Annotated in this window: 22 protein-coding genes; 15 read left to right on the top strand and 7 right to left on the bottom strand. The window is 61.5% G+C overall.

Annotated elements, in window-relative coordinates:
• Nucleotides 1–123: 123 nt before the first annotated feature.
• Nucleotides 124–1,707 carry a glutamine-hydrolyzing GMP synthase gene (guaA, locus tag BLS41_RS10340; RefSeq protein ID WP_074764221.1) on the top strand — a complete coding sequence of 528 codons (1,584 nt, stop codon included), beginning with the start codon at nucleotides 124–126 and terminating at the stop codon, nucleotides 1,705–1,707.
• Nucleotides 1,708–1,753: 46 nt separating this feature from the next.
• Here guaA and BLS41_RS10335 read toward each other — a convergent pair whose 3' ends face one another.
• Together BLS41_RS10335 and BLS41_RS10330 are read right to left on the bottom strand one after the other, a co-directional pair.
• Nucleotides 1,754–3,238, bottom strand: a complete 1,485-nt coding sequence (locus BLS41_RS10335; RefSeq protein WP_074764220.1) for a UdgX family uracil-DNA binding protein — start codon at nucleotides 3,236–3,238, stop codon at nucleotides 1,754–1,756.
• Between the two features lie 9 nt (nucleotides 3,239–3,247).
• Nucleotides 3,248–4,459 (bottom strand): putative DNA modification/repair radical SAM protein, encoded by a 1,212-nt coding sequence (locus BLS41_RS10330; protein ID WP_074764219.1) that lies wholly within the window; start codon nucleotides 4,457–4,459, stop codon nucleotides 3,248–3,250.
• A gap of 160 nt (nucleotides 4,460–4,619) precedes the next feature.
• On the opposite strand from BLS41_RS10330, the gene BLS41_RS10325 reads away from it, so the two are divergent.
• The 11 genes from BLS41_RS10325 (at nucleotide 4,620) to BLS41_RS10275 (ending at nucleotide 15,181) form a co-directional block, all read left to right on the top strand.
• Nucleotides 4,620–5,222 carry a 2'-5' RNA ligase family protein gene (locus BLS41_RS10325; RefSeq protein WP_074764218.1) on the top strand — a complete coding sequence of 201 codons (603 nt, stop codon included), beginning with the start codon at nucleotides 4,620–4,622 and terminating at the stop codon, nucleotides 5,220–5,222.
• Nucleotides 5,223–5,800: 578 nt separating this feature from the next.
• Nucleotides 5,801–6,202 carry a DnaJ family domain-containing protein gene (locus tag BLS41_RS10320; RefSeq protein ID WP_074764217.1) on the top strand — a complete coding sequence of 134 codons (402 nt, stop codon included), beginning with the start codon at nucleotides 5,801–5,803 and terminating at the stop codon, nucleotides 6,200–6,202.
• Between the two features lie 35 nt (nucleotides 6,203–6,237).
• Nucleotides 6,238–6,921: a tRNA adenosine(34) deaminase TadA gene (gene tadA, locus BLS41_RS10315; RefSeq protein WP_436971976.1), complete on the top strand. Its 684-nt coding sequence runs from the start codon at nucleotides 6,238–6,240 to the stop codon at nucleotides 6,919–6,921.
• A gap of 49 nt (nucleotides 6,922–6,970) precedes the next feature.
• Entirely contained in the window at nucleotides 6,971–7,897 is a 927-nt protein-coding gene (ldcA, locus tag BLS41_RS10310; RefSeq protein ID WP_074764215.1) for a muramoyltetrapeptide carboxypeptidase, read from the top strand.
• Between the two features lie 329 nt (nucleotides 7,898–8,226).
• Nucleotides 8,227–8,967 (top strand): GntR family transcriptional regulator, encoded by a 741-nt coding sequence (locus tag BLS41_RS10305; RefSeq protein WP_074764214.1) that lies wholly within the window; start codon nucleotides 8,227–8,229, stop codon nucleotides 8,965–8,967.
• Between the two features lie 378 nt (nucleotides 8,968–9,345).
• The gene (locus tag BLS41_RS10300) at nucleotides 9,346–10,827 is read left to right on the top strand and encodes an NCS1 family nucleobase:cation symporter-1 (RefSeq protein WP_074764213.1); all 1,482 of its coding nucleotides are present in this window, start codon (nucleotides 9,346–9,348) and stop codon (nucleotides 10,825–10,827) included.
• 93 nt (nucleotides 10,828–10,920) lie between these two features.
• Entirely contained in the window at nucleotides 10,921–11,844 is a 924-nt protein-coding gene (locus tag BLS41_RS10295) for an aspartate/glutamate racemase family protein (RefSeq protein ID WP_074764212.1), read from the top strand.
• Nucleotides 11,845–12,088: 244 nt separating this feature from the next.
• Nucleotides 12,089–13,039 (top strand): allantoinase PuuE, encoded by a 951-nt coding sequence (puuE, locus tag BLS41_RS10290; protein WP_074764211.1) that lies wholly within the window; start codon nucleotides 12,089–12,091, stop codon nucleotides 13,037–13,039.
• Nucleotides 13,036–13,557 (top strand): 2-oxo-4-hydroxy-4-carboxy-5-ureidoimidazoline decarboxylase, encoded by a 522-nt coding sequence (gene uraD / locus BLS41_RS10285; RefSeq protein WP_074764210.1) that lies wholly within the window; start codon nucleotides 13,036–13,038, stop codon nucleotides 13,555–13,557. Before puuE ends, uraD begins: the two co-directional genes overlap by 4 nt.
• A 101-nt stretch (nucleotides 13,558–13,658) precedes the next feature.
• Entirely contained in the window at nucleotides 13,659–14,672 is a 1,014-nt protein-coding gene (gene alc / locus BLS41_RS10280; protein WP_074764209.1) for an allantoicase, read from the top strand.
• Complete coding sequence (locus tag BLS41_RS10275) at nucleotides 14,669–15,181, top strand: ureidoglycolate lyase (RefSeq protein WP_074764208.1); 513 nt, start codon at nucleotides 14,669–14,671, stop codon at nucleotides 15,179–15,181. The genes alc and BLS41_RS10275 overlap by 4 nt, the downstream gene beginning before the upstream one ends.
• A gap of 122 nt (nucleotides 15,182–15,303) precedes the next feature.
• Here BLS41_RS10275 and BLS41_RS10270 read toward each other — a convergent pair whose 3' ends face one another.
• From BLS41_RS10270 to uraH, 4 genes are all read right to left on the bottom strand, one after another.
• A complete protein-coding gene (locus tag BLS41_RS10270) occupies nucleotides 15,304–16,650 on the bottom strand; it encodes a type II toxin-antitoxin system HipA family toxin (protein ID WP_074764207.1) in 1,347 nt (448 codons plus the stop codon).
• Nucleotides 16,647–16,913, bottom strand: a complete 267-nt coding sequence (locus BLS41_RS10265) for a helix-turn-helix domain-containing protein (RefSeq protein ID WP_074764206.1) — start codon at nucleotides 16,911–16,913, stop codon at nucleotides 16,647–16,649. The genes BLS41_RS10270 and BLS41_RS10265 overlap by 4 nt, the downstream gene beginning before the upstream one ends.
• Before the next feature lie 303 nt (nucleotides 16,914–17,216).
• Nucleotides 17,217–18,410: a urate hydroxylase PuuD gene (locus BLS41_RS10260; RefSeq protein WP_074764205.1), complete on the bottom strand. Its 1,194-nt coding sequence runs from the start codon at nucleotides 18,408–18,410 to the stop codon at nucleotides 17,217–17,219.
• 271 nt (nucleotides 18,411–18,681) lie between these two features.
• Nucleotides 18,682–19,035, bottom strand: coding sequence for a hydroxyisourate hydrolase (gene uraH, locus BLS41_RS10255; protein WP_012433320.1), 354 nt, complete (start codon nucleotides 19,033–19,035; stop codon nucleotides 18,682–18,684).
• A 538-nt stretch (nucleotides 19,036–19,573) separates the two neighbouring features.
• Between uraH and BLS41_RS10250 the strand changes: the two genes are divergently transcribed.
• Nucleotides 19,574–20,974, top strand: a complete 1,401-nt coding sequence (locus BLS41_RS10250) for an 8-oxoguanine deaminase (protein ID WP_074764204.1) — start codon at nucleotides 19,574–19,576, stop codon at nucleotides 20,972–20,974.
• Nucleotides 20,975–21,118: 144 nt separating this feature from the next.
• Here BLS41_RS10250 and BLS41_RS10245 read toward each other — a convergent pair whose 3' ends face one another.
• Nucleotides 21,119–22,051 carry a LysR substrate-binding domain-containing protein gene (locus tag BLS41_RS10245; protein ID WP_074764203.1) on the bottom strand — a complete coding sequence of 311 codons (933 nt, stop codon included), beginning with the start codon at nucleotides 22,049–22,051 and terminating at the stop codon, nucleotides 21,119–21,121.
• 250 nt (nucleotides 22,052–22,301) lie between these two features.
• Here BLS41_RS10245 and BLS41_RS10240 point away from each other — a divergent pair, with 250 nt between their 5' ends.
• A complete protein-coding gene (locus BLS41_RS10240; RefSeq protein ID WP_074764202.1) occupies nucleotides 22,302–23,903 on the top strand; it encodes an ABC transporter ATP-binding protein in 1,602 nt (533 codons plus the stop codon).
• An 85-nt stretch (nucleotides 23,904–23,988) separates the two neighbouring features.
• Nucleotides 23,989–25,095 carry an ABC transporter permease gene (locus BLS41_RS10235; RefSeq protein WP_074764201.1) on the top strand — a complete coding sequence of 369 codons (1,107 nt, stop codon included), beginning with the start codon at nucleotides 23,989–23,991 and terminating at the stop codon, nucleotides 25,093–25,095.
• Nucleotides 25,096–25,109: the final 14 nt, after the last annotated feature.

The following is a 25,109-nucleotide window of genomic DNA, read 5'->3' as shown; positions in this document are numbered from 1 at the left end:
TCAGCAGGCTTCATCGTTACGTTTCATGTCCGATTGTCCCCACGTGGACCGTTTTGAATTCAAGGCCGCGCGCTTCGGTGCGCGGCATTCCGTATCCGCTCACTTTTGACTCCGTCCGCTGCCATGCATGACAAGATCCTGATCCTCGACTTCGGTTCGCAAGTCACCCAACTGATTGCACGTCGCGTTCGCGAAGCCAACGTGTATTCGGAAATTCATCCGTACGACGTCGATGCGTCGTTCATTCGCGATTTCGCGCCGAAGGGCGTGATCCTCTCCGGCGGCCCGAGCTCGGTCACCGAAACGGATACGCCGCGCGTGCCGCAAGCGGTGTTCGAACTCGGCGTGCCGGTGCTCGGCATCTGCTACGGCATGCAGGCGATGGCCGAGCAGCTCGGCGGCAAGGTCGACAACGGCCATCTGCGCGAATTCGGTTATGCCGAAGTGCGCGCGCGCAACCATACGAGCCTGCTCGACGGCATTAGCGACTTCACCACGCCGGAAGGTCACGGCATGCTGAAGGTGTGGATGAGCCACGGCGACAAGGTGCTGGAAATGCCGCCGGGCTTTGCGTTGATGGCATCGACGGAATCGTGCCCGATCGCGGCGATGGCCGACGAAAAGCGCCATTTCTACGGTCTGCAGTGGCACCCGGAAGTTACGCACACCGTGCAGGGCCGCGCGATGCTCGAGCGTTTCGTGCTGAAGATCTGCGGCGCGCAGCCCGACTGGGAAATGGGCAACTATATCGACGAAGCAGTCGCGAAAATTCGCGAGCAGGTCGGTAACGAGCACGTAATCCTGGGGCTGTCCGGTGGCGTGGATTCGTCGGTGGCGGCAGCGCTGCTGCATCGCGCGATTGGCGATCAGCTGACCTGCGTGTTCGTCGACCACGGCCTGTTGCGCCTGAACGAAGCCGAGCAGGTGATGGCGTTGTTCGCCGACAACCTCGGCGTGAAGGTGATTCACGTCGACGCGAGCGAAGCGTTCCTGAGCAAGCTGGCCGGCGTGACCGATCCGGAAGCGAAGCGCAAGATCATCGGCGCGGAATTCGTCGAAGTGTTCCAGACCGAAGCCGGCAAGCTGACCGACGCGAAGTGGCTGGCTCAAGGCACGATCTACCCGGACGTGATCGAATCGGCCGGTAAGGGCAAGAAGGGCGCGCAGACCATCAAGAGCCACCACAACGTGGGCGGCTTGCCTGAGACGCTGAATCTGAAGCTGCTCGAACCGCTGCGCGAACTGTTCAAGGACGAAGTGCGCGAACTCGGCGTAAAGCTCGGTTTGCCGCCGTCGATGGTGTACCGCCATCCGTTCCCGGGCCCGGGTCTGGGCGTGCGTATTCTCGGCGAAGTGAAGCGCGATTTCGCGGATCTGCTGCGTCGCGCGGACGCGATTTTCATCGAGACGCTGCGTACGTTTATCGACAAGGAAACGGGCAAGTCGTGGTACGACCTGACGAGCCAGGCGTTTGCGGTGTTCCTGCCGGTGAAGAGCGTTGGCGTGATGGGCGATGGCCGCACTTACGAGTACGTTGTCGCACTGCGCGCCGTGCAGACGCTGGACTTCATGACCGCACATTGGGCGCACCTGCCGCATGAGTTGTTGGGGCATGTGTCGAACCGGATCATCAATGAAGTGCGCGGGATTAACCGGGTTGTTTACGACATCTCGGGTAAGCCGCCGGCGACAATCGAGTGGGAATAAGCTTGCCGGTTTAATGGCATGGAAGAGGGCGCTGCGGCGCCCTTTTTTATTGCCGCAATTTTTTCGAAGTTGGGTTGGGTATTTCAGGTAATGCGGATTCCGCCAATTCACGGGCCCGCTCAAGCGCGTTGCTGATCTCGTCGAGTATCTTGTCGCGGGCAGCGTCGTTCGGCTGTCTCAGCGCGAACGAAGGATGATAGGTCGCAATGCCCACGCTGCCTGCCATTTCGAACGGTTTGTCGATGTAATCCCGTAAGCTGGCTTTCTCTCGCAACAAGGCGTTAAGTGCTGTTGCTCCCAACGTTACGATTACAGTTGGCCGCACCGTCTCCAATTCCCGCTCAAGCCAGTAAGAACACGCTTCGACCTCACGCTGCCCCGGTGTCTTGTGAAGCCGTCGCTTGCCGCGCAATTCCCATTTGAAATGTTTTACAGCGTTCGTCAGATAAAGACGCTCGCGCGACAATCCCGCGCGCTTTATCGCCATGTCCAGTAACTGCCCTGCGGGCCCGACAAACGGTTGACCGCTCAGGTCTTCCTGATCTCCAGGCTGCTCGCCAATCAGCATGATTCGCGCTTCGCCCGGCCCTGAACTGCCGACCGCTTGCGTCGCGTTGCGCCACAGGTCGCAACGTCGGCACGCATCAAGCGATGATGGGCTTTCGCGAACTGGTTGAGCGACTTCAGCCTCAACCGGAATCGACTTGCCACCGAGCTCACCGACGCCGCTTGCTTGCGCTAAACGGCGCGCGCCGCTTTTCGCTTCGCTGATCATGGCGGGGATCAGGTGGCCTTCCGGTAAGCCTTTCCAGAAACGTACCGGCATGTGCTGTTCGAGCGCGGTCTCGTTGAGGCGGGCCGGGTTGAACGTGCTGCGGTAATAGGCGAGCCAAAGCGCTTCGGCTTCGTCCTCGGTGTCGACGCGATGTTCGCCGGGCAACGCGTGACGGCGTTCGAGATGCAACTGCTGACCGTCCCAGAACGCCGCGCCTCGTGGCGTCGTGATCATCCACGACGAGCGCCCCATGCGCTGGGCGAAATGCTCGGCCGCCCACGCAAGGACGTCGTGCTCCGGTTCGTACCACGCGATGTACTCGGGTGGCCGTGACGATTGCGCCTGCTGGCGAAACCGGACGTACGCAATCATGTCGTGCTTGGCGCGTCGCACGCTTTTGGCCATGCGATAAAGCTGCGCGCCGTCTTCGTCAGCCGGCGACGCTACCGAGCGATCTCCTTGCTGCCAGCGCCACAGTACTTTGTATAAAAAAGCCCAACGCTGTGGCTCGCAGTGAAGTGCGCAGTCGTGAATCAGCGCGCCCAGTTCTTTTGATACATGCACGGCCACTGTTGCGGGCGTGATCATGTCGTTTTCCGACGATTCCCCATAGTCGAACAATGTTTGACCTTGCCGTAACTCTGGCGGTTGTTCGACGCGCCATTCAATCGATTCCGGCGCGAGGCCTTCGGCTAACGCTTTGAGTGACGCGGCTCGCCACGCGGTGAAATCGTCGTCAATAACGATGGAACGCATTGCGATGCTTTACAACAGCGCCAGTTGTACCGGCGGCGGCGCCAGCACACGGCGCAAATGAGCCGACGACGCGTCATGACTGGCCGCGCGGTAGTCTTGCGTGACGACAAACGGTTTGATTTTCTCCAGCGGACAACGCAGCCGAACGAGGTCGTCATAGCGCACACGACGCGTTCGCCGCAATTCGACCAGCCGCTTCGCGTTGCGCATGCCGATGCCCGGCACGCGCGCGATCATTCGCATCGGTGCGCGATTGAGATCAACCGGAAACGCCTCGCGATGCGCCAGCGCCCACGCGAGCTTGGGATCTATCTCAAGCGAAAGATTGCCCGGCTTTTCAAACAGTTCCTCGACGCTGAAACCGTAGCCGCGGATCAGAAAGTCGGCCTGATACAGCCGATGTTCACGCAACAGCGGCGGCGCCTGCGCGGGCAACGCAGAAGGGCTGTCGGGAATCGGGCTGAATCCCGAGTAATACACGCGCTTCAGCTTATAAGCGCCATAGAGCGTTTCGGCTGTTTGCAGGATCGTGCTGTCGCTGGTTTGATCTGCGCCGACGATCATTTGCGTGCTTTGGCCCGCCGGAGTGAACTTTGGCGCCTTCGCGTCGCTCTGCGCTTCTTCCTGCGCGAGACGGATCGAACCCATTGCCAGCTTGATGGTGCGCACGTCCTTTTCCGGGGCGAGGCGAGCAAGACTGCTGTCAGTCGGTAACTCGATATTCACGCTCAAACGATCGGCGTAACGCCCCGCCAGGGCGATCAGTTGCGGGTCGGCGTCGGGAATCGTTTTCAGATGAAGGTAGCCGCGAAACTGGTGCTCCTCACGCAGCGACTGCGCAACGCGTACAAGCTGCTCCATCGTGTAGTTCGATGACTGAATGATTCCGGAACTCAGAAACAGGCCGTCGATGTAATTGCGCCGATAGAAATCTAGTGTGAGATCGACCACTTCCTCCGGCGTGAAGCGCGCGCGGGGCACGTTGCTCGAGCGCCGATTGACGCAGTATTGACAATCGTAAAGACAAAAATTGGTTAGCAGTATTTTCAGGAGGGACACGCAGCGCCCATCGGGCGTGAAGCTATGGCAAATGCCCGCACCCGTGCTTGCGCCGAGCCCTTCTGTGCCTCGAGAGCCGCGCTTGGGAGCGCCACTGCTGGCACACGACGCGTCGTACTTCGCCGCGTCCGCCAATACTTCGAGCTTTTTGAGCAATTCCATGTTGCCGCCAATACTGTATGGATGTACAGTATTGTACGTGGGCAGAGCAAAGGTGCAAGCGGTTTCTGAAGTGGCTGAAACGATCGGGGCGCGGCCGCGCCCGCGACAAACCGGGGGTTCATTTACATGCAGATGCGGGCTTTTCCATGTCGGGAGCGACATGCCTGAACAATTCTGGTTGCCTGGGCTAGAGGCGCCGCCAACGCCAACAGATGGCCTGTTTTTCGCCGTTTTCCCCGACACAAGAACAGCGGCCGGCATTGCGAAGCTCGCGCACCAGCTTTGCGGGGAGGCGCGCGTCCGCAGCAAGCCGCTAGCAGCTGGACGTTTGCACGCAACGCTGACTCATCTGGGAAATTTTGCGGGAGGGTTGCCGCAAGAGAAAGTCGACGCGGCAAAGCGTGCAGCGGAGTCGATCGGCATGGCGCCATTTGCCGTCGAATTCGACGCGGTTGCGAATTTTGGAAAGAGGCCGCGTCCGGGGCCCATGGTGTTGACTGGAGGCGAGGGCGTCGTTGGCCTTCATGCGCTGCATGACGCGCTAGAGCATGCGTTAAACAGCGTCGACTTCTGGGGGCATCCGATTGCCAGCAAGAGTTATGAGCCGCACGTTACGCTGGCTTATGGCATACCGCCGGCGGACAAACGTCCCGTTGAGCCCGCGTGCTGGAATGTGCGGGAGTTTGCCTTGATACATAGTTTGTTAGGACGTACCCGACATGTTGCATTGGCGCGGTGGTCTCTGGTGGGCGGCGTGTCGTAACGACTGCGTCAGTTGCAAAGGGGCGGGAGAAAGTGGTTGTGCAACTACTTCCGCGCCACTAAGCCGTGCAAAGCTGAAGCGTGTGCATTAAAACCGTACGCCGGTTCCGCAGCCGCCAGCGAAGCCACCACCGCTTCCACCCGCGCCGCCGCAGAATACGCCGCAGCCTGACAGCGTCATCATCATGGCGATGGTCGCTAAAGTTGTGCGCAAGCGTTTCCCGAGTATGAGCTTGCCTATGGACACAGTATGCGGGCGGCGCGCGGCGAACTGCGAGAGGCTGTTCGAGTCAGGTGCGGCTGAAGTGGTGCAGGATGGTGAATCAATCATTCTGGATTGCATCAGGTAAGTGGCCTCGAAGAACAAAAAGCAGGACGCTTGTCGTGCCGGTTAATGGAAGATTTATCGCGAGTTCGTTGTACAAAAACGGCGCAGGAGCACAGTTTCAACTCTAATTTACGTCTATGCGTATCACAAATACGCAGTATCTGAAAACCGGTGTGTTTTGTCTGTCAGACACGCGGAGCGGCTAGGCGCTCCCTGATAGAATGCTTGGGCCGCAACGTAGTGGATTTCAGATGAAATTGCTTGATGCGCTTGTCGAACAGCGTATTGCCGCCGCAGCCGCGCGCGGCGAGTTCGAAGACGTGCCGGGTACGGCCGCGCTGCGACCCCAGGACGATGATGCACTGGTCCCGGAAGAGGTGCGTATCGCTAACCGGATTTTGAAGAATGCGGGCTTCCTGCCGCCCGCGGTTGAGCAGTTACGCGCGTTGCGTGATCTGCAAACGGAGTTGAATGCCGACAGCGGCAGCGCCACGCTTTGCCGCATCCGGGCTCGCATGCTGGCGCTCGATATGGCGCTCGAATCGTTGCGCGGCGGTCCGCTGGTTTTGCCGCGCGAATACTGCCGACGCATCGCTGAGCGGCAGTCGGAGCGGGTTGGCAAACTCGACACGGCAGACGTGGTTTCGCGGTGAATGAATCGGCTAGCTGCTCAGTGCTGTCTGGTTCGATGTCTGTCGAAGGGGGCGAAGCATTGAATATGTCTGTTTCACCCAATGAGGCCGGCGCAGAACTCTCTAAAACGTCGGTGAACGATTCGTGCCCGCCTGCTGTGCGAGAGGTCAGTGGATCGACAATATCTACCGATCCCTCAGAGTCTCTTGCCGTGTCCGAACGTGATCGCCGGTTTATGGCACTTGCTCAGGCCGCCGCCGAAGAGGCACGCGCAGCGGGCGAAGTGCCGGTCGGCGCGGTGCTCGTTCGTGGTGACGAAGTCATCGCCAAAGGTTTCAATCATCCGATCGGGGCGCACGATCCGTCGGCGCATGCAGAGATGATTGCGTTGCGTGCGGCCGCGCGGGCCGTCGAAAACTACCGGCTGCCAGGCTGCGAACTCTATGTGACGCTCGAGCCCTGCCTGATGTGTGCGGGCGCGATCATGCACGCGCGAATCGCTCGCGTCGTGTTTGGCGCTCGCGATCCGAAAACGGGGGCATGCGGCAGCGTCGTCGACGCATTTGCAAATCCGCAACTGAATCATCACACCACGGTGAGCGGCGGAGTGCTCGAAGCCGAATGTGGCGCGGCGCTCAAATCGTTTTTTGCGGAGCGTCGACGCGCAAGTCGTGAAGCGCGCGCGGCGGCGCGTGCCGCTGAAGCGGCCGACAATCTTCCGTCGGCCGAAGCGCTGTAGAGCGGCTTTGAACCCGCCGTAAAACGACAACATCCAACAGGTCTTGCCAATGACCGTTCATCGCACCATCGAATTGATCGCGCCGTCCGGGTATCCGCATGATCCTGATGTGCTGCATCGCGCTTTGCATCGTCTGCACGCGCAGGGGCACCGCGTCGGCGGCGAGGAGGCGGCAAAGCGTCGGTATCAGCGTTTCGCGGGCACTGACGGCGAGCGCGCGGCCGATCTGAACCGGCTCGCCGATCCGTCGCGGCAGTTGCCCGATGTGGTGCTGGCCGTCCGCGGTGGTTACGGCGCCGTGCGTATTCTGCATGGCCTTGACTATGAGGGGCTGCAGCGGCGCCTGGCCGATCAGCCGGTCGCGCTGGTCGGACACAGCGACTTCACCGCGATCCAGCTCGCGTTGCTGGCGCGTTCTGGCGTGAAAACGTTCGGTGGGCCGATGCTGATGAGCGATTTCGGCGCGGAGGACGTCAGCGAATTCACCATGCAGCATTTCTGGTCGGCGTTGACGAAGCCGGGCATGACCGTGACCGGCAACACGCCGCAGGCACAATCCGTCGACGTGTCGGGCATGCTGTGGGGCGGCAATCTGGCGGTGCTGACGTCGCTGATCGGTACGCCGTATATGCCGCCGGTGCAGGGCGGCATCCTGTTTGTCGAAGACGTCAACGAGCAACCGTTCCGCATCGAGCGGATGATTTATCAGTTGCATCTGTCAGGCATTCTCGCGCAGCAGCAGGCGCTCGTTCTTGGCGATTTTTCCGGCGGCAAAACGTACGATTACGACAACGGCTATGACTTGCACGCGATGGTCGAGCAGGTGAGGGCGTTGATCGGCATTCCGGTCGTCACAGGGCTGCAATTCGGGCATATCCATAACATGCTGACCTTGCCCGTGGGCGCGGACGGGCACCTCGTCGCGAACGCGCATGGGTTCAAATTGACGTTGTCGGGCTATCCGAATCTCGCCTGACATTTCGCTTCGATCCGGATCTGGAAGAAAGCGGGCATTGAGCAGCCCGCTCTTTTTAGCAGCATGAAAGCAACTAACGGTCGTCTCTTGGCCACGTCGATAACCATAATCGACCACGACCGCAGGCGGATTTTGTTGACAAAATCCGCTGTCGATCACGCGACTGCTTATCAATTAATAAACCTGCTAAATAAGCTGCACTGCGCGAAGCACTCCACCGCGCCCATCGCAAACCTCAGCCTCCGCAAGAAATTGTCAAAATTCAAAACAAAAATTGTTGACAATCTTTATGTCCGTTCTAAGATGACCAACATACCGAGACAAACATCATGTCCGACACAGACTTCGCCGCCATCACCAGTTCGAAACCCGAAGCGATTGCCGAGCGCATCCGCGCGGCGATCCTCGAGCATCGGCTGGCTCCTGGCGCCAAGCTGACCGAAGCGCAGTTATGCGAAGTATTCGGCGTGAAGCGTGGCCCGATCCGGCAGGCGCTCGCGCAACTGGCGACCGACCATCTCGTCGATCTCGAGCCGAATCGCGGTGCGTTCGTCGCGAGTCCGTCGCTGCAGGAAGTGCACGAAGTGTTCGAAATGCGCCGCATCATCGAACTTGCCGTGGTTGAAAAGATTTGCAACGGTCACGGCATGCGTCGGTTGAAGAACATCGGCAGCATGATCGGCCGTGAACGTAAGGCGTTCGAAACACGTGATTTTCCGGCGTGGATTCGCCTGTCGGGCGAGTTCCACACCGAACTGGCAGGACTCACCGGCAATGCCGTGTTGTGCGACTGTCTGAATGGCCTGGTTGCGCGCTCCACGCTGATTTCCGCGTTGTACGAGTCGCTCGGACGCAGCCCTTGCTCGTTCGAGGACCACGAAGCCATTCTCGCCGCGCTCGACGCCGGCGACGCAAAGGAGGCGGCGGCCCTGATGTCGCGCCATCTGCAAAGCGTCGAGTTGAAGATGCTGGACCGCCCCGCTCGTGGCGCGGCCGATCTGCATGAAGTGTTCGGCACGCTGGGTGCGGCGCCGAAAAATGCCTCCAAAGCCAATTCCACAGCAGGCTGAGGCAAGCAGTCAGTGCGAGCAGGTTTGAGCAGAAGCGCCCGTTAGCGGTGCGCGCCGCACTGAATTGAATCGAACTGGATCAGGCGTTGCAAGGCGGCTCGGCGTGAGCGCTGCCGGCTTGCGCACGCGTGTCCGTCTTCGAACGACGGACTTTGGGCAGCAACGTATTGCCGGACATTCGCGGCAGCCGGCGATGCGATCACCACAAGTACTTCAGTACGGAGACACCCGCGGCACGGCCCTGACAGACAGCGCCGGCTTCCTTTCCCGACAGCGAAAGCTAACGTTAAAACGTACGCGGGCAAAGAGGGCGCGACTGGCACGGCTGGTGCAACGTCCTTCGATGCGCTATCGAGGGTCCCCACCCAAGGAGGAATCATGGCTCAGTTCAGTGCAGCGCCCGGCAGTCGCAACCTACCCACTTATGCAGACGGCAGCGCGTCCGGCGAATCGTCGATGCCGGCAGGCTATAGCGAGCGGCTTTATAACGAAGATCTCGCGCCGCTGCGCGAACAGACCTGGGGCGCTTACAACATCTTCGCGTTCTGGATGTCGGACGTGCATAGCGTCGGCGGTTACGTATTCGCGGGCAGTCTGTTCGCGCTCGGTCTGACGAGCTGGCAGGTGCTGATTGCGCTGCTGGTCGGTATCACGATCGTCAATCTGCTGTGCAACCTGATCGCCAAGCCGAGCCAGATGAACGGCGTGCCGTATCCGGTCGCGTGTCGCGCGACGTTCGGTGTGCTCGGGGCGAATATTCCGGCTGTGATTCGCGGGTTGATCGCGGTCGCTTGGTATGGCATTCAGACTTATCTGGCGTCGAGCGCGCTGGTGATCGTGGTGCTCAAATTCGTCCCGCAATGGCTGCCTTATGCGGATGTTCACCACCACGGCTTCATGGGCCTCTCGACGCTCGGCTGGGCCGGTTTCATGCTCCTGTGGACGTTGCAGGCGCTGGTGTTCTGGCACGGCATGGAAACCATCAAGAAGTTCATCGACTTCGCGGGTCCGGCGGTCTATGTCGTGATGTTCATCCTCGCGGGCTACATGGTGTATCGCGCCGGCTGGCGCAACATCGGCATCAACCTGGGCGGTGTCAAATATCACGGCATGCAGGTCGTGCCGGTGATGATCACGGCAACCTCGCTGGTCGTCTCGTACTTCTCCGGCCCCATGCTGAATTTCGGCGACTTCTCCCGCTACGGTAAGAGCTTTCGCAGCGTGAAGCGCGGCAATTTCTGGGGACTGCCGGTCAACTTCCTCGCGTTCTCGCTGGTCACGGTGGTGACGACTGCAGCCACGCTGCCGGTCTTCGGCGAACTGATCACGGACCCGGTCGAAACGGTGGGCCGGATCGACTATCCGACCGCGGTGATTCTCGGCGCGTTGACCTTCACCATTGCGACGATCGGCATCAATATCGTGGCCAACTTCGTGTCGCCGGCGTTCGACTTCTCGAATGTCGCGCCGCGTCTGATCAGCTGGCGCATGGGCGGCATGCTCGCGGCGGTGGCGTCGATTTTCATCACGCCGTGGAATCTGTTCAACAACCCGGCCGTGATTCACTACACGCTCGACATTCTTGGCAGCTTCATCGGCCCTTTGTACGGCGTCCTGATCGTCGACTACTATCTGGTGAAGCGTCAGAAGATCGTGCTCGACGATCTGTACACGGTGGAGCCGACCGGTTCGTACTGGTATCGCAACGGTGTCAACTACCAGGCTGTGGCTGCGCTGCTGCCGGCCGCGTTGATTACCGTGGTCTGCGTGATGACGCCGGCGCTCGACAACGTGGCGAATTTCTCGTGGTTCCTCGGCGCCGGGCTGGCCGCGCTGTTCTATCGCATTCTTGCGCGCTGAGTCTCGCCGGTCGTTTGCCCGTTCGTTTTGCCCGCCAATTCGCCAGTTCGCGGCCCGATTCGTAGCCGCAAATGAATTGCAACAGGAGTCGAGATGCGTATCAAACTGATCAACCCGAATACGACCCAGCGCATGACGGACGCAATGGGCCGTTGCGCGCGGGAAGTCGCCGCGCCAGGCACCGAAGTGATCGCGGTAAATCCGACCATGGGGCCGCCGTCGATCGAAGGCTATTACGACGAAGCGCTCGCCACGCCGGGCCTGCTGGCGGAAGTCGCCGCAGGCGAGCGCGAAGGCTGCGACGCGTACGTGATCGCCTGCTTCGGCGACCCCGGTTTGTATGCGGCGCGCGAGGTGGCGCGCGGGCCCGTCATCGGCATTGCCGAGGCTGCGATGCATGCGGCGAGCGTGCTGGCGCCGGGCTTTTCTGTCGTAACGACGCTTGCCCGCACTTGCGGCATGGCGTGGCATCTCGCCGAGCGCTACGGGATGAAGCGCTTCTGCCGCAATGTCCGCGCGACTGATGTAGCCGTGCTCGATCTCGACAAGCCGGGTTCGGCGGCGCGCCGCATCATCCTCGACGAATGCCGTCGTGCGCTCGCCGAGGATGGATCGGACGCGATCGTGCTGGGTTGTGCGGGCATGGCCGAACTGTGCCGGGAGATCGAGGACGCGCTCGGCGCACCGGTGATCGAAGGCGTGACGGCGGCCGTGAAATGGAGTGAGGCGCTGGTCTCGCTGCGGCTTTCGACGGCCAAGCGCGGCGACTATGCGCGACCGTTGGCCAAGCGCTACGACGGCGCGCTGGAGTCGTTCAGCCCGGGCGCAACGGAGTTGCATCCGCAGTCGCCGCGCGGGTCGGCCGCGTCGGGTCCGGCCGATCCTAATCAGCAGCAAGCCGGCGCACACGTCGTCACGCATGGAGATTCGTCAAAAAATCTTCGAGAATCCGCAGAAACATCCGATTCAGCCCGGGTAAACGCGAAGGAATCGGCGCAGCACATACATTCAGTCTGACACGCACTATCTGCCCGGGTGTATGGGCGCATCCGGGTGTTTTCGCTACACTGATTCAACTCGGCGAGGGTGCCGAAACGCGGTTTTTGCCGCTGATTCAGCCCCGTTCGTACCCGCGCCGGCGAGACGCACATGCAGTCGCATCGCACGTGGACTTGCGCAAAAAGCTCACGTGTCAGGTGCATATATCGCCGCTCAGAGCGTCGCGCGAATTTTTCATACCGTCACCACGCATTGTCAAACCATGCCACTCGACTCGAACTACCCACGTGATCTGATCGGCTACGGCCGCCACCCGGTACAGGCCAACTGGCCGGGTCGAGCGCGCGTCGCAGTGCAATTCGTCCTGAATTACGAAGAGGGCGGTGAAAACTGCGTGTTGCACGGAGACCCTGGCTCGGAGCAGTTTCTGTCGGAGATCGTCGGCGCTGCCGCTTATCCGTCTCGTCACATGAGCATGGAGTCGATCTACGAATACGGTTCGCGCGCGGGCGTGTGGCGCATCCTGCGCGAGTTCGAAAAACGTCATCTGCCGCTTACAGTGTTCGGTGTCGGCATGGCGATCGAACGACATCCCGATCTCGCGCGCGCCTTCGTCGAACTGGGGCATGAGATTGCGTGTCACGGCTACCGCTGGATTCATTACCAGGATGTGTCGCCGGAGAAAGAGGCCGAGCACATGCGCCTCGGCATGGAAGCGATCGAGCGCGTGACGGGCGAGCGCCCGCTTGGCTGGTACACCGGCCGTGACAGCCCGAATACGCATCGTCTGGTCGCGGAATATGGCGGCTTTCTGTACGACTCCGATTACTACGGCGACGACCTGCCGTTCTGGATGGACGTCGAGGTCAAGGGCGGTAAAACCGAGCCGCAACTGATCGTGCCGTACACGCTCGACACCAACGACATGCGCTTCGCCAGCCCTCAAGGTTTCAACACGGCGGATCACTTCTTCACCTACCTGCGCGACGCATTCGACGTGCTCTACGAAGAGGGCGACGAAGCACCGAAAATGCTGTCCGTCGGCATGCATTGCCGTCTGCTCGGCCGCCCCGGGCGCTTCCGCGCACTGCAACGTTTTCTCGACCATATCGAACAGCACGATCGCGTGTGGGTGACGCGGCGCGTCGATATTGCGCGTCACTGGCGCGAACATCACCCTTACCAGCAAAACAACCGCGAGGCTGCGGCATGAAGGCGATGCAATACACACTCGACCAACTCAACAGCATCCCGGCCGACGCGTTTATCACCGCGCTCTCGGGCATCTTCGAGCATTCGCCGTGGGTCGCGGAAGTCGCCGCGCAACAACGGCCGTTCGCGAGCATCGACGAGTTGCATCGCAAGATGTCGGGCGTTGTCGAAACGGCGGGCGAAGCGAAACAACTGGCGCTGATCAACGCGCACCCGGAGCTTGCCGGTAAGGCCGCGGTACGTGGTGAGCTCACCGCCGAGTCGACCCGCGAACAGAGCGGCGCGGGCCTCGCGCAATGCACTCAGGAAGAGTTCGACAAGCTGCTCGCGCTGAACAGCGCGTATCGCGAGAAATTCGGTTTTCCGTTCATTCTGGCGGTTCGCGGCTATGACCGTCACGGCATCATCGCGAACTTCGAGGCGCGCGTGAACAACAGTCGCTCCGACGAGTTGCGCGCAAGCCTCGACCAGATCTACCGCATCGCACGTTTCCGGCTCGACGATCTGATCGATGCGTAAGCGCTCAGGCGTGATTTCGATCACGCCTTGTTAATGCGCACACGCATCGCAACTCTCGAATCGAAACGTTTTTTCAGCACCCACAATCAAGGAAGACAAAGATGGCACTCCCGATTCTCGATCCCAACGCACCGGAATTCACGCGCCGCTATGTGAATCTGGCGGACCCGCGTCTGGGCGCGCAGGCGCTCGAGTCCAGCGACGATTTCTTCGCGCCGAAGGAACGCATGCTGAATCCGGAGCCGGCCGTCTTCATTCCGGGCAAGTACGACGACAACGGCAAGTGGATGGACGGCTGGGAAACGCGCCGCAAGCGCGTGTCGGGCTATGACTGGTGCATCGTCAAGCTCGCGCGTCCGGGCGTGATCAAGGGGCTCGATCTCGACACCAGCCACTTCACCGGCAACTTCCCGCCGGCGGCCTCGGTAGAAGCCGCGCGCGTGGTGGACGGCGCGCCGAATCAGTCGACGAAGTGGACCGAGATCGTGCCGTCGTCGACGTTGCAGGGCAATAGCCACCATTATCACGAAGTCAGCGACGCGAACGCGTACACGCATTTGCGCGTGAACATTTACCCGGACGGCGGTATTGCTCGTCTGCGTGTGTATGGTCAGCCGCAAGTCGACTGGGCAGGCGCGAGCCGCACCGAGCAGTTCGATCTGGCCGCGATGGAAAACGGCGCGTATCTGGTCGGCGCGAACAACCAGCACTTCGGCGCGGCATCCACGCTGCTGATGCCGGGTCGCGGCGTGAACATGGGCGACGGCTGGGAAACGCGCCGTCGCCGCGAGCCGGGCAACGACTGGGCGATCATCGCGCTGGCACAGCCGGGCGTGATCAAAAAGATCGAAGTCGACACCGCGCACTTCAAGGGCAACTATCCGGACCGCTGCTCGATCCAGGCCGCGTTCGTGACGGGCGGCACCGACAGTTCGCTGGTCACGCAGGCCATGTTCTGGCCGGTGCTGCTCGGCGAACAGAAGCTGCAAATGGACAAGCAGCATTTCTTCGAAAGCGAGATCGCGGCGCTGGGTCCGGTCACGCACGTACGCTTTAACATCATTCCGGACGGCGGCGTGTCGCGTCTGCGTCTGTGGGGCACGCTCGCATCATGAAAACGCTCGCAATCGAACCGTTGACGAAAGAGGCGTTCGCCGCATTCGGCGATGTGATCGAACTCGAAGGCGCGAAGCAGATTCCGATCAACCTCGGCACGACGATCCGCTTTCACGATCTCGCGAAAGTGGATGTCACCGACGAAAACGGTCGCACGCTGGTCAACCTGTTTCGCGGACAGCCGCGCGTGTTGCCGTTCGAAGTGAAGATGCTCGAACGTCATCCGCTGGGCAGTCAGGCGTTCGTGCCGCTGAACGACAAGCCGTATCTGGTCGTGGTCGCGCCGGCGGGCGATCTCGATGCATCGCAGATTCGCGCGTTCGTGACGAGCGGCTGGCAGGGCGTCAATTATGCGAAGGGCGTCTGGCACCATCCGCTGATCGCGCTGGGTGATGTGAGCGACTTTATCGTCGTCGATCGTGGCGGGGACGGGCTGAATCTGAATGAGCAGGATCTGGCCGAGCCGCTGTGGCTCACGGAAGATGCGTTGAGCGCGGTCGCGGTTTGAGGGTTGTCGCTGCGCGTGTTTGTTTCCCACGCGCAGCGCAATGTTAAAGAAGGCTCACGGCATGCAGGTGCCGTGGGCCTTTTTCATTGCGGCCGGCCGGTGCAAATCGCGCGCGCGTTGATTCACCGTTTTCCAAGCAAGGGCGAGCGCCCAATCACCTCACGCGCTTTTTCAGCCGGTTCGGGCGCGGAAAATCCCGCCGCCTCGATCGCGGGTTTCAGTCCCTTGAATTGCAGGCTTTTCTTCGACGAGCGCAACGACGCCATGCCGTCGTCCCACGCATGCAGCATCTGCTTCGCGACGGTGTGCCATTGCGGCTCATTGCGCGCTGCTTCGATCAGCTCATGGCCGACCGTGACCGCCGAATCGCACAACGCTTCGACCATCTGCGCGTACTGCCGGGGCGGAATGCCCATCCGCGTATTGAAGAAGCGCTCGAGCGTCTTGCCGGCTGCCCAGGTCTTGCGGCCGTCGATCGGCAGGCCCGGCGGATTCGCGGCAAATCGCGGGTAAGCCTGGGTCGTGACGATATCGTAGACGGGCGTGAATGCGACATCGTCGACGGACGTGTAGTACAGCGCAACGTTTTTCGTATGACAGTCGGCGTTGCGCACCACGTAGTTGGTCAGCAGGTGCCACGCGAGCTGTTCCAGTTGAAGCCGCATGCTGTCGCGATCGAGCAGATAAGCCCGTGCGGCATTGAGCATTTTCTCGGTGGTCGAGTTGTATTTCTCATGCGGCGGCAGACCCAGCAGACCGCACATGTCTTCGACGCCATAGGCGGGCAGGCCGTCGGCATCCACGTCGAAGCGCTCGACGATCAGCGCGCGGCCATCGTCCGACATCTGCGTACGCGCGACCTTTGCCACATCGAGCCGCTCCAGCACGCGCATCGAATAGAACTCGTTGAAGCCGAGAAACGGCGTGCTGTCGTCCGAGCCCTTGACGATGTGACGGCTCGTGCGGATGGTCGGCTTGCCGAGTGGCGTCGGTACAGCTTCGCTGTTTGCCTGCCGGTCCGGCGCGATGAATTTCGGCACCGCGCCCGAAATTGCCGCGCGTGCATATTCGCGCACCAGTTGCGAGAAATGGTCGGCGGTGTTGTCGCCATGCAGAATGTCCTGCACGTCGAGCGCCTGCAATTCGGTGCCGGGCGCGACGCCTTCGGGCGTGACGGTGACGCGCCCAATACCCATTGCACCGACCACCGCCAGCAGCGAGAGATCGGTGCCGTCGAGCAACGGCCCGAATTGCTCGCGGATCAGATTCAGCAGATAGCCTTCCGGCAGGTTCTGCCGGAAGAATGGATGCAGATCGCGCGGCCAGCGCCACGCTTCGTCACGAACCGGCATGGCCAGGCTGACGAAATCGGCGGCATTTGCGTTGGCGTTGTATTTGAGAACGTAGTCGTCGCGCTCGCGGAACAGCGTGGCAACGGTCTTGCCCAGAACCTGAACGTCGAGTTTCATGAGTTCGCGTCCGGGCTGCGCTGTTCAGCGAGGATGTCTTCGAGCGTGCGCCCATGCCCGTGCGCGACGAACTTCAGGTCGTAGCCCGCTGCTTCGAGCAGACGCACGAGCACCGACACGCTCATATCGTTTTTGGCGAGCGTTTCCATCCGCGCGACGGTGGTGCGCGCGACGCCCGCGCGCCGCGCCAGTTCTTCCTGCGACAGATTACTTTCGCGTCGCACGGTTTTCAGCATGTCGGATACGTCGGCCAGATTGGTCATTTGTAGCCCCAAGGCATCAATTTCTGCGATTTGTCGCTTTATTGTAGCCTATGGGACACAAAAATAAATGACCGATTTGTAGCCTATGGGCTACATTTTGATCTGGTATAGCATTTTTTGTAGCTCTTGGGCTACCAAATGCGATTTAATAATTGGCAATCCGCGCGAAAGGGCGACAAAAGAAAAAGCGGGCTTCCCGCTTACGCGAAAAGCCCGCTTTTCAATGATGCCGCCTCTTCAGGCCGGCACGCTCCCCCGGCCTTCAGTCAAAAACGACAAACCGCGTGCGAATTCCTGCAAATCTCACTTCACCGCACCACCTTCGAACCACGCAGCGATTTTCATGCGCTCGTCGTCGGTCATGTGCGTGACGTTGCCGAGCGGCATTGCCTTCAGCGTCACCGCCTGCTGATAAATCCGCTGCGCGTTCTGCGAAATTTCATCCGGCGTATCGAGCAACACGCCTGCGGGTGCGCTGCCCATCATCGTCGGATGCGCGGAGTGGCACGCCACGCAACGCTGTTGCAGCACCGGCGCAATGTCGGCCACTTTCACCGACGGCGCGTTCGCAGCCTGAGCCTGCGCGACGATCGGCTTCGGCATGGTCCAGACCAGCGCGCAGAACATCAGCGCGATGCCGACCAGCGGCAGATACCACAGCACCTGGCCACGGTGACGCATCACGAAGAACTGACGGATCAGCGCGCCAGCCAGCATGATGACCAGCAGCACGGCCCAGTTGTACGGATGCGTGTAGGTCATCGCGTAGTGGTTCGACAGCATCGCGAACACCACCGGCAACGTGAAATACGTGTTGTGCACCGAGCGTTGCTTGCCGCGTTTGCCGTAGATCGGGTTCGGCGTGTCGCCCTTGAGCATCGCCGCGACCATCTTGCGCTGGCCCGGAATGATCACGAAGAACACGTTCGCCGACATGATCGTCGCGAGCATCGCGCCCATGATCAGGTACGCGGCGCGGCCCGCGAAAATGTGGCAAGCCAGCCACGCGGCGATGAACACATACACGCCGACGCAGATGCCGAGCACCTTGTCTTTAGTGCCGAGCAGGCGGCACAGCGAGTCATAGACGATCCAGCCCGCCGCGAGAAAGCCGATTGCCGACGCCACTGCCACCACCGGACCCATATCGAGCACGTTCTTGTCGATCAGGTAAGTGGACGGCGAGAACAGATACAGCACCGTGAACAGACCGAAGCCCGACAGCCACGTCGTGTACGACGGCCACTTCGACCAGTGCAGATCGTCGGGCATTTCCGGCGGCGCGACGGTGTACTTCTGCATGTTGTAGAAGCCGCCGCCATGCACGTGCCACAGCTCGCCGAACACGCCGCGTCGGCGCTGGTTCGGGTCCGTCGGCGGTTTCAGGCTGTTGTCGAGCGCGACGAAATAGAACGATTCGCCGATCCATGCAATCGCGGCGATGACGTGGAACCAGCGAATCGCCAGGTTCAGCCAGTCGGTGATAAAGCCTTCCATGAAACTCCTCCACTTCTGATTCGTTGTATGCGCGATGACGTTCGGCCTTGTGCGGACCCGCTTGACGGGTCTCGGGCACGTATTACGTCACTGCGCCGACTGCGGGGTGAAAGACACGCTGCGCTCAGTTCGCAGCACGCCGTTTTTTAACAGTGCTTCCAGTCAGATCGCGGGGCCGAACCGCACGCGGTCGATTGCGTTTCGCGGACAGGTCGCCGGTGTCGGGCGACCCTCTGCGCAAGGCAATCGGACGCATATCGGCGTCAGCCTCCTAGCTGCCGCGATACGTGCTGTACGACCACGGCGACACCAGCAGCGGCACGTGATAGTGCGCACCGGCATCGGCGACGCCGAAGCGCAACACCACGCGATCGACGAAACGCGGCTCCGGCACCTTCGTGCCGATCGACGCGAAATAGTCGCCCGCGCCGAACACGAGTTCGTATTCGCCCGCGACTAGCGCGTCGCCTTCGAGCAGCGGCTGGTCGCAGCGGCCGTCGTCATTGGTGGTGGTGGTTTTGAGCGCGCGGCGGGTGTCGCCCGACAGCGCGAAGAGTTCGACCTTGATGCCCGCGCCGGGACGGCCGTTCGCGGTGTCGAGCACATGGGTTGTGAGCTTTCCCATTCGCAATTTTCCTTGTGTGTTTGCGAGGTTTCGGCGGCGGCCCGATCCAGATACGTTTGCGGCGGATCGAGGCTCCACGTCAGTGGCTACATACCCGTCGGCGAAATGAAGCGAGCGCCGTGGCAGCCATTGTAAAAAGGATGTTCCGTTCAGCGCGCGCGAGATAGGAAAGATAAGCCCCGGCGCATGACAGACAGCCTGTTGAAAGCCACAGCATGCCGATTTGTTCGATCAATACGCTGAATCGAACCCACCGGCGGATCGTACCGGTGCCAAAAAAGGCCCACTATATCGGCAGCGTGAAGTTGGGTATCGCATTGGCGCGAGTTGTCAGCGTTTTTTTGGCCGTCGAAGGTTACGGCTGTGTGCCGCAGCAAACCCGAACCTGAAGTGTTGGGCTGCGGCACACAACCCGAAGACGGCGGAAGACGCTGGGTAACCGGGCCAACGGCGTTCGACGGGACGCGGCGGCACGGTGAGCGTGCGCCACATCGCGTTCGAACGGCTTTGCACGGAAGCATTGAAGCGGAGAAAACGAATGACGATGGAGCAGAAGGTGGAACAGACGGCAGGCAGGCCGAAGAAAACGATGCTGGTGAAGCACGCGGACGTGCTGGTCACGATGGACGGCGCCCGGCGCGAATTGCGCGACGGCGGCCTGTATATCGAAGACAACCGGATCGTCGCGGTCGGACCGACGGCGGACTTGCCGCAAACGGCCGACGAAGTGCTGGACATGCGCGGGCACCTGGTGATCCCCGGTCTCGTGAATACGCATCACCACATGTATCAGAGCCTGACGCGCGCGATACCCGCCGCGCAGAACGCCGAACTGTTCGGCTGGCTCACGAACCTCTACAAGGTGTGGGCGAACCTCACACCGGAGATGATCGAAGTTTCGACGCTGACGGCGATGGCCGAGCTGCTGCTGTCAGGCTGCACGACGTCGAGCGACCATCTGTATATCTATCCGAACGGCAGCCGGCTCGATGACAGCATCGTCGCTGCGCAGCGGATCGGCATGCGGTTTCACGCGGCGCGCGGCAGCATGAGCGTGGGGCAGAAGGACGGCGGTTTGCCGCCGGATTCGGTGGTCGAGCGCGAGCCCGACATTCTGAAGGACACGCAGCGTCTGATCGAGACGTATCACGACGAAGGCCGTTACGCGATGCTGCGCGTGGTCGTCGCGCCGTGCTCGCCGTTCTCGGTGAGCCGCGATCTGATGCGCGAGTCGGCGGTGATGGCGCGCCAGTATGGCGTGTCGCTGCACACGCATCTGGCGGAGAACGTCAACGATATTGCGTACAGCCGCGAGAAGTTCGGCATGACGCCCGCCGAGTATGCGGAAGATCTCGGCTGGGTCGGTCACGACGTATGGCATGCGCATTGTGTGCAACTCGACGATGCGGGCATCGAACTGTTCGCCCGCACCGGCACGGGTGTCGCGCATTGCCCGTGTTCGAACATGCGGCTGGCGTCGGGCATTGCGCCGGTCAAACGGATGCGGCTCGCGGGTGTGCCGGTTGGATTGGGCGTGGACGGATCGGCGTCGAACGATGGCGCGCAGATGGTCGCGGAAGTGCGGCAGGCGCTGCTGTTGCAGCGGGTCGGCTTCGGACCCGACGCGATGACCGCGCGAGAAGCATTGGAAATCGCGACGCTCGGCGGCGCGAAGGTGCTCAACCGCGACGATATCGGCGCACTGGCGCCGGGCATGGCGGCGGATTTCGTGTCGTTCGATCTGCGTCAGCCGCTGTTCGCGGGCGCGTTGCACGACCCGGTTGCCGCGCTGGTGTTCTGCGCGCCCTCGCAGGTGAGCTATAGCGTGATCGGCGGCAAGGTGGTGGTGAAAGACGGACAACTGGCGACGCTGGAACTGGGCCCGGTGATCGAGCGGCACAACCGGCTGGCGAAGACGCTTTACGAAGCGGCCGCGTAGTACCGGCTGACAGGCAACCGAACCGCGCGAGCAACTTGCGGAGAGCCGGCATGAAGAAAAGCTTGAAAACAGCCGCAGCAAGCTAATCGAGTTTCCGCCGCCACCAGGCCTGAACGGCGGCGGGAAACTCTCAGTACGGAAGGTTCAAGGCTTGTCGATCAAGGTTTTGGTCGCCTCGGCGACCAGGCTGCGCAACCAGCGCACTTCATCGGAGTAATGCACGCGCTCGTGCCACAACTGGTAGTACTGCATCGGCGGGAAATCGAGCGGGGCGGGCACCACGGTGAGCGGCAAAAACTTCGCGTAGTAATCGGCAAACAGGCGCGTCGTCGTGAAGATCAGATCGGACTTGATCAGCACGTACGGCGCCAGATTGAAGTACGGCAACGTGACGACCACATGACGCTTTAACCGCTCGCGCGCGAGGTGCACGTCGATCGCGCCGCGCTGGCCCACCGAGTAAGGAGTCGGCGCGAGATGCGGAGCATTCAGATACTGGTCGAGCGTCAGCCCGCCGCGTTTGGCGAACGGATGCGTGTTGCTCATCAGGCAGACGATCTGATCGACGAACAGGTTCGACAGATGCAACTGCTCCGGCGGCTCCGGCCAGTTGCCGACCACGATGTCGAGCTTGCCGTCTTCGAGCGCGAGTTCGTAGTCGAAGGCGGGCCCAAGCGAGTGAAATTCGAGCGTCGCATTCGGCGCGGCCTGGCGAAAACGTTCGACCACGGTCGGCACGAACAGCACGTTCAGGTAGTCGGGACAACCGATCCGGTAACAACGGATCGACGTCGCCGGATCGAAGTTGTGCTGCTGGAACTTGATGCGCTCGATTTCGCGCAGCGCGTTCTGCACCGGTTCGAGCAGGCGCAGGCCGTACTCGGTCGGCACCATGCCGGATTTGCCGCGCACCAGCAGCGGGTCGCCGGTGATGTCGCGCAGGCGGCGCAGCGCCGCACTGATGGCAGGTTGCGATTGATTCAGTTTGACGGCCGCGCGCGTGACGCTGCGCTCCATCAATAAAGTATGCAAGACGCGTAGAAGGTACGTATCGATCGCCTCGCGTTGCTGACTCATGACTTCTCCGAAATATATGTTCTGGCTGATCGAACGGGCGTGGGGGTATATGCGTTTTAATATGAACGAAAAACCGCGTCAAGGGAGGCATACCCGCAGAGCGCGCAACGGCGCGGGTTTGCGGGAATTTTGGCGGCTCGACTGACTGGGTCGAATTAGGTATTGTCACCCGGTTGTGGTGACGGATCGTCTGCCGGCGAGGTGGACGGACACGCTGTAACCGGCAGTCTCTGACGTACTACGGAATCACATGAGCGACTCTTCTTATAGCAACGGCGCCGCCGCGCAGCCGGCACCCAGGCCGGAACAGGCGACGCCCCGGCTGGTGCTCTCGGGCATCACCAAACAATATCCGGCCGTGCGCGCCAACGACGACGTCACGTTGATCGTCCAGCCGGGTGAAATCCATGCAGTGCTCGGCGAAAACGGCGCCGGTAAAAGCACGCTGATGAAGATCATCTACGGCGCGGTACGGCCCGATGCCGGCGAGATTCGCTGGGAAGGCCAGCCGGTCGAAATAGCGAGTCCGGCGGCGGCGCGCAAGCTCGGCGTCGGCATGGTGTTCCAGCATTTTTCGCTGTTCGAGACGCTCACGGTCGGCGAAAACATTGCGCTCGCACTCGACGAACCGTTCGATCTGAAGACGCTCTCCAAACGGATCCGCGAAGTCTCCGCCGATTACGGTCTCGACATCGACCCGCAGCGTCACGTGCATAGCCTGACGGTGGGCGAGCGGCAACGCGTCGAGATCGTGCGCTGCCTGCTGCAGAATCCGCGTCTGCTGATCATGGACGAACCGACTTCAGTGCTGACGCCGCAAGCGGTGAGAAAGCTCTTCGCGACGCTGCGCCGTCTCGCCGCCGAAGGCTGCAGCATTCTCTACATCAGCCACAAGCTCGACGAAATCCAGGAACTCTGCGACACCGCCACGGTGATGCGCGGCGGCCGCGTGACCGGTCATGTGAAGCCGAAAGGCGAGACGCACGCATCGCTCGCACAACTGATGGTCGGCCATTCGCTGCCCGACTACACGCGTCGCGAGCACAACCCCGGCGCGGTGCTGCTCGACGTGAAGGAGTTGTCGGTCGAAAGTGACGACCCGTTCGGCACGTCGCTGAACAACGTGTCGTTCAGCGTGCATGCGGGCGAAATTTTCGGTATCGCGGGCGTGTCGGGCAACGGCCAGGCGGAATTGCTGTCGGCGTTGTCCGGCGAAAAGCGGGGCGCGCGCGCCGACGCCGTGACGATTTGCGGCAAGGCGGCCGGGCGGCTCGGTGCGGGCGGCCGTCGCGCGCTCGGTTTCGGCTTCGTGCCGGAAGAGCGGCTTGGACGCGGCGCGGTGCCCGCGATGTCGTTGTCGGAGAACGCGTTACTCACCGCGCATCGTCAGCAGATGGTGAAGTCGGGCTGGATCAGGTCCGGTGCGATGCGCGCGTTCGCGAAGCGCTGCATCGACGCGTTCGACGTGCGTTGCGGCGGCTCCGAAGCGCTCGCGCAAAGTCTGTCGGGCGGCAATCTGCAGAAATACATCATGGGACGCGAGATTCTGCAGGCGCCCAAAGTGCTGGTGGTCGCGCAGCCTACATGGGGCGTCGATGTCGGCGCGGCGGCGTTCATTCGCCAGCAGTTGCTCGATCTGTCCGCGCGCGGCGTCGCGATCCTGGTGATCTCGGAAGAACTGGAGGAGTTGTTCGATATCTGCGACCGCATCGCGGTGCTGGCCGGTGGCAGACTGTCGCCGGTGCGTGCCACGGGGGCGACCAATGCCGAGGAAATCGGCCGCTGGATGGCGGGTCTGTTCGGCGGACGCGAAGGCACGGCACCGTCGGCGGAACAGCCGGCGCATGCCTGACGATGCGTAAAGCGACGCCGGCTTATTAAGCCAACCGGTTCGACCTCGGTTCGACAACAACAACGCGATAAATCACACGCTACCCATGATCTTTCCTTATCGACTCGAAGCGCGCACGACCCCCTCGCGGACGATGCAGCTCGCCGTGCCGCTGATCGCCGCGCTGCTCACGCTCGCGATCGGCTTCCTGATTTTCAGCCTCGTCGGCCGCGATCCGCTGGAGGCGATGCACGCCTTCTTTATCGAACCGCTGTCGAGCGTGAACGGCTGGTCCGAACTGCTGCTGAAGGCGTCGCCGTTGTGCCTGATCGGCCTCGGTCTCGCGGTCGGCTATCGCGCGAACGTGTGGAACATCGGCGCTGAAGGGCAGATGCTGCTCGGCGGGATTGCCGCAAGCGGCGTCGCGATCTATTTCGATCAGGCCACCGGCTGGTGGATTCTGGCGGTCATGATGATCGCCGGGGTGGTCGGCGGCATGGTGTGGGCGGCGATTCCGGCGCTGCTGAAAAGCCGCTTCAACACCAACGAGATCCTCGTCAGCCTGATGCTCACGTATGTCGCCACGCAACTGCTGATCTATCTGGTCAGCGGACCGTGGCGCGATCCGCAGGGGATGAATTTCCCGCTGTCGGAAATGTTCAGCGGCGACGCGCTTTACCCGACGCTGTACGGCGACTGGCATTGGAAATGGCTGCGCGGCACGCGGCTGAACGCGTCGGTGTTCGTCACGCTGATCGCGATTCCGCTCGTGTGGGTGTTCATGCGCAAGAGCTTCTCGGGCTACAAGATGAACGTCGGCGGTCTCGCGCCGTTGGCCGCGCGCTACGCGGGTTTCTCCGACAAGAAAACCATCTGGACCTCGCTCTTGATCAGCGGCGGTCTCGCGGGCCTCGCGGGTATGGGAGAGATCGCCGGTCCGATCGGCCAGTTGCAGGCCACGTGGTCGCCGGGTTACGGCTTCACCGCGATCATCGTGGTGTTCGTCGGGCGGCTGCATCCCATCGGCATCGTGCTCGCGAGCCTGCTGATGGCGCTGCTGTACCTCGGCGGCGAAGCGGTGCAAACCTCGATGCAATTGCCGCAGGCGCTGTCCGGCGTGTTCCAGGGGCTGCTGCTGTTCTGCCTGCTGGGCGCCGACCTGTTCGTGAACTACCGTGTGCGCCGCCGTTCGCTGGCCGCTCCCGCTCACTGACCCGTTCACCGTTT

Origin of the sequence: Paraburkholderia fungorum (assembly GCF_900099835.1) — a bacterium.
In the GTDB taxonomy this organism is placed as follows: Bacteria; Pseudomonadota; Gammaproteobacteria; order Burkholderiales; family Burkholderiaceae; genus Paraburkholderia; species Paraburkholderia fungorum_A.
The sequence above is the reverse complement of the archived record's forward strand: the minus strand, read 5'-3'. Positions and strand labels throughout refer to the sequence as shown.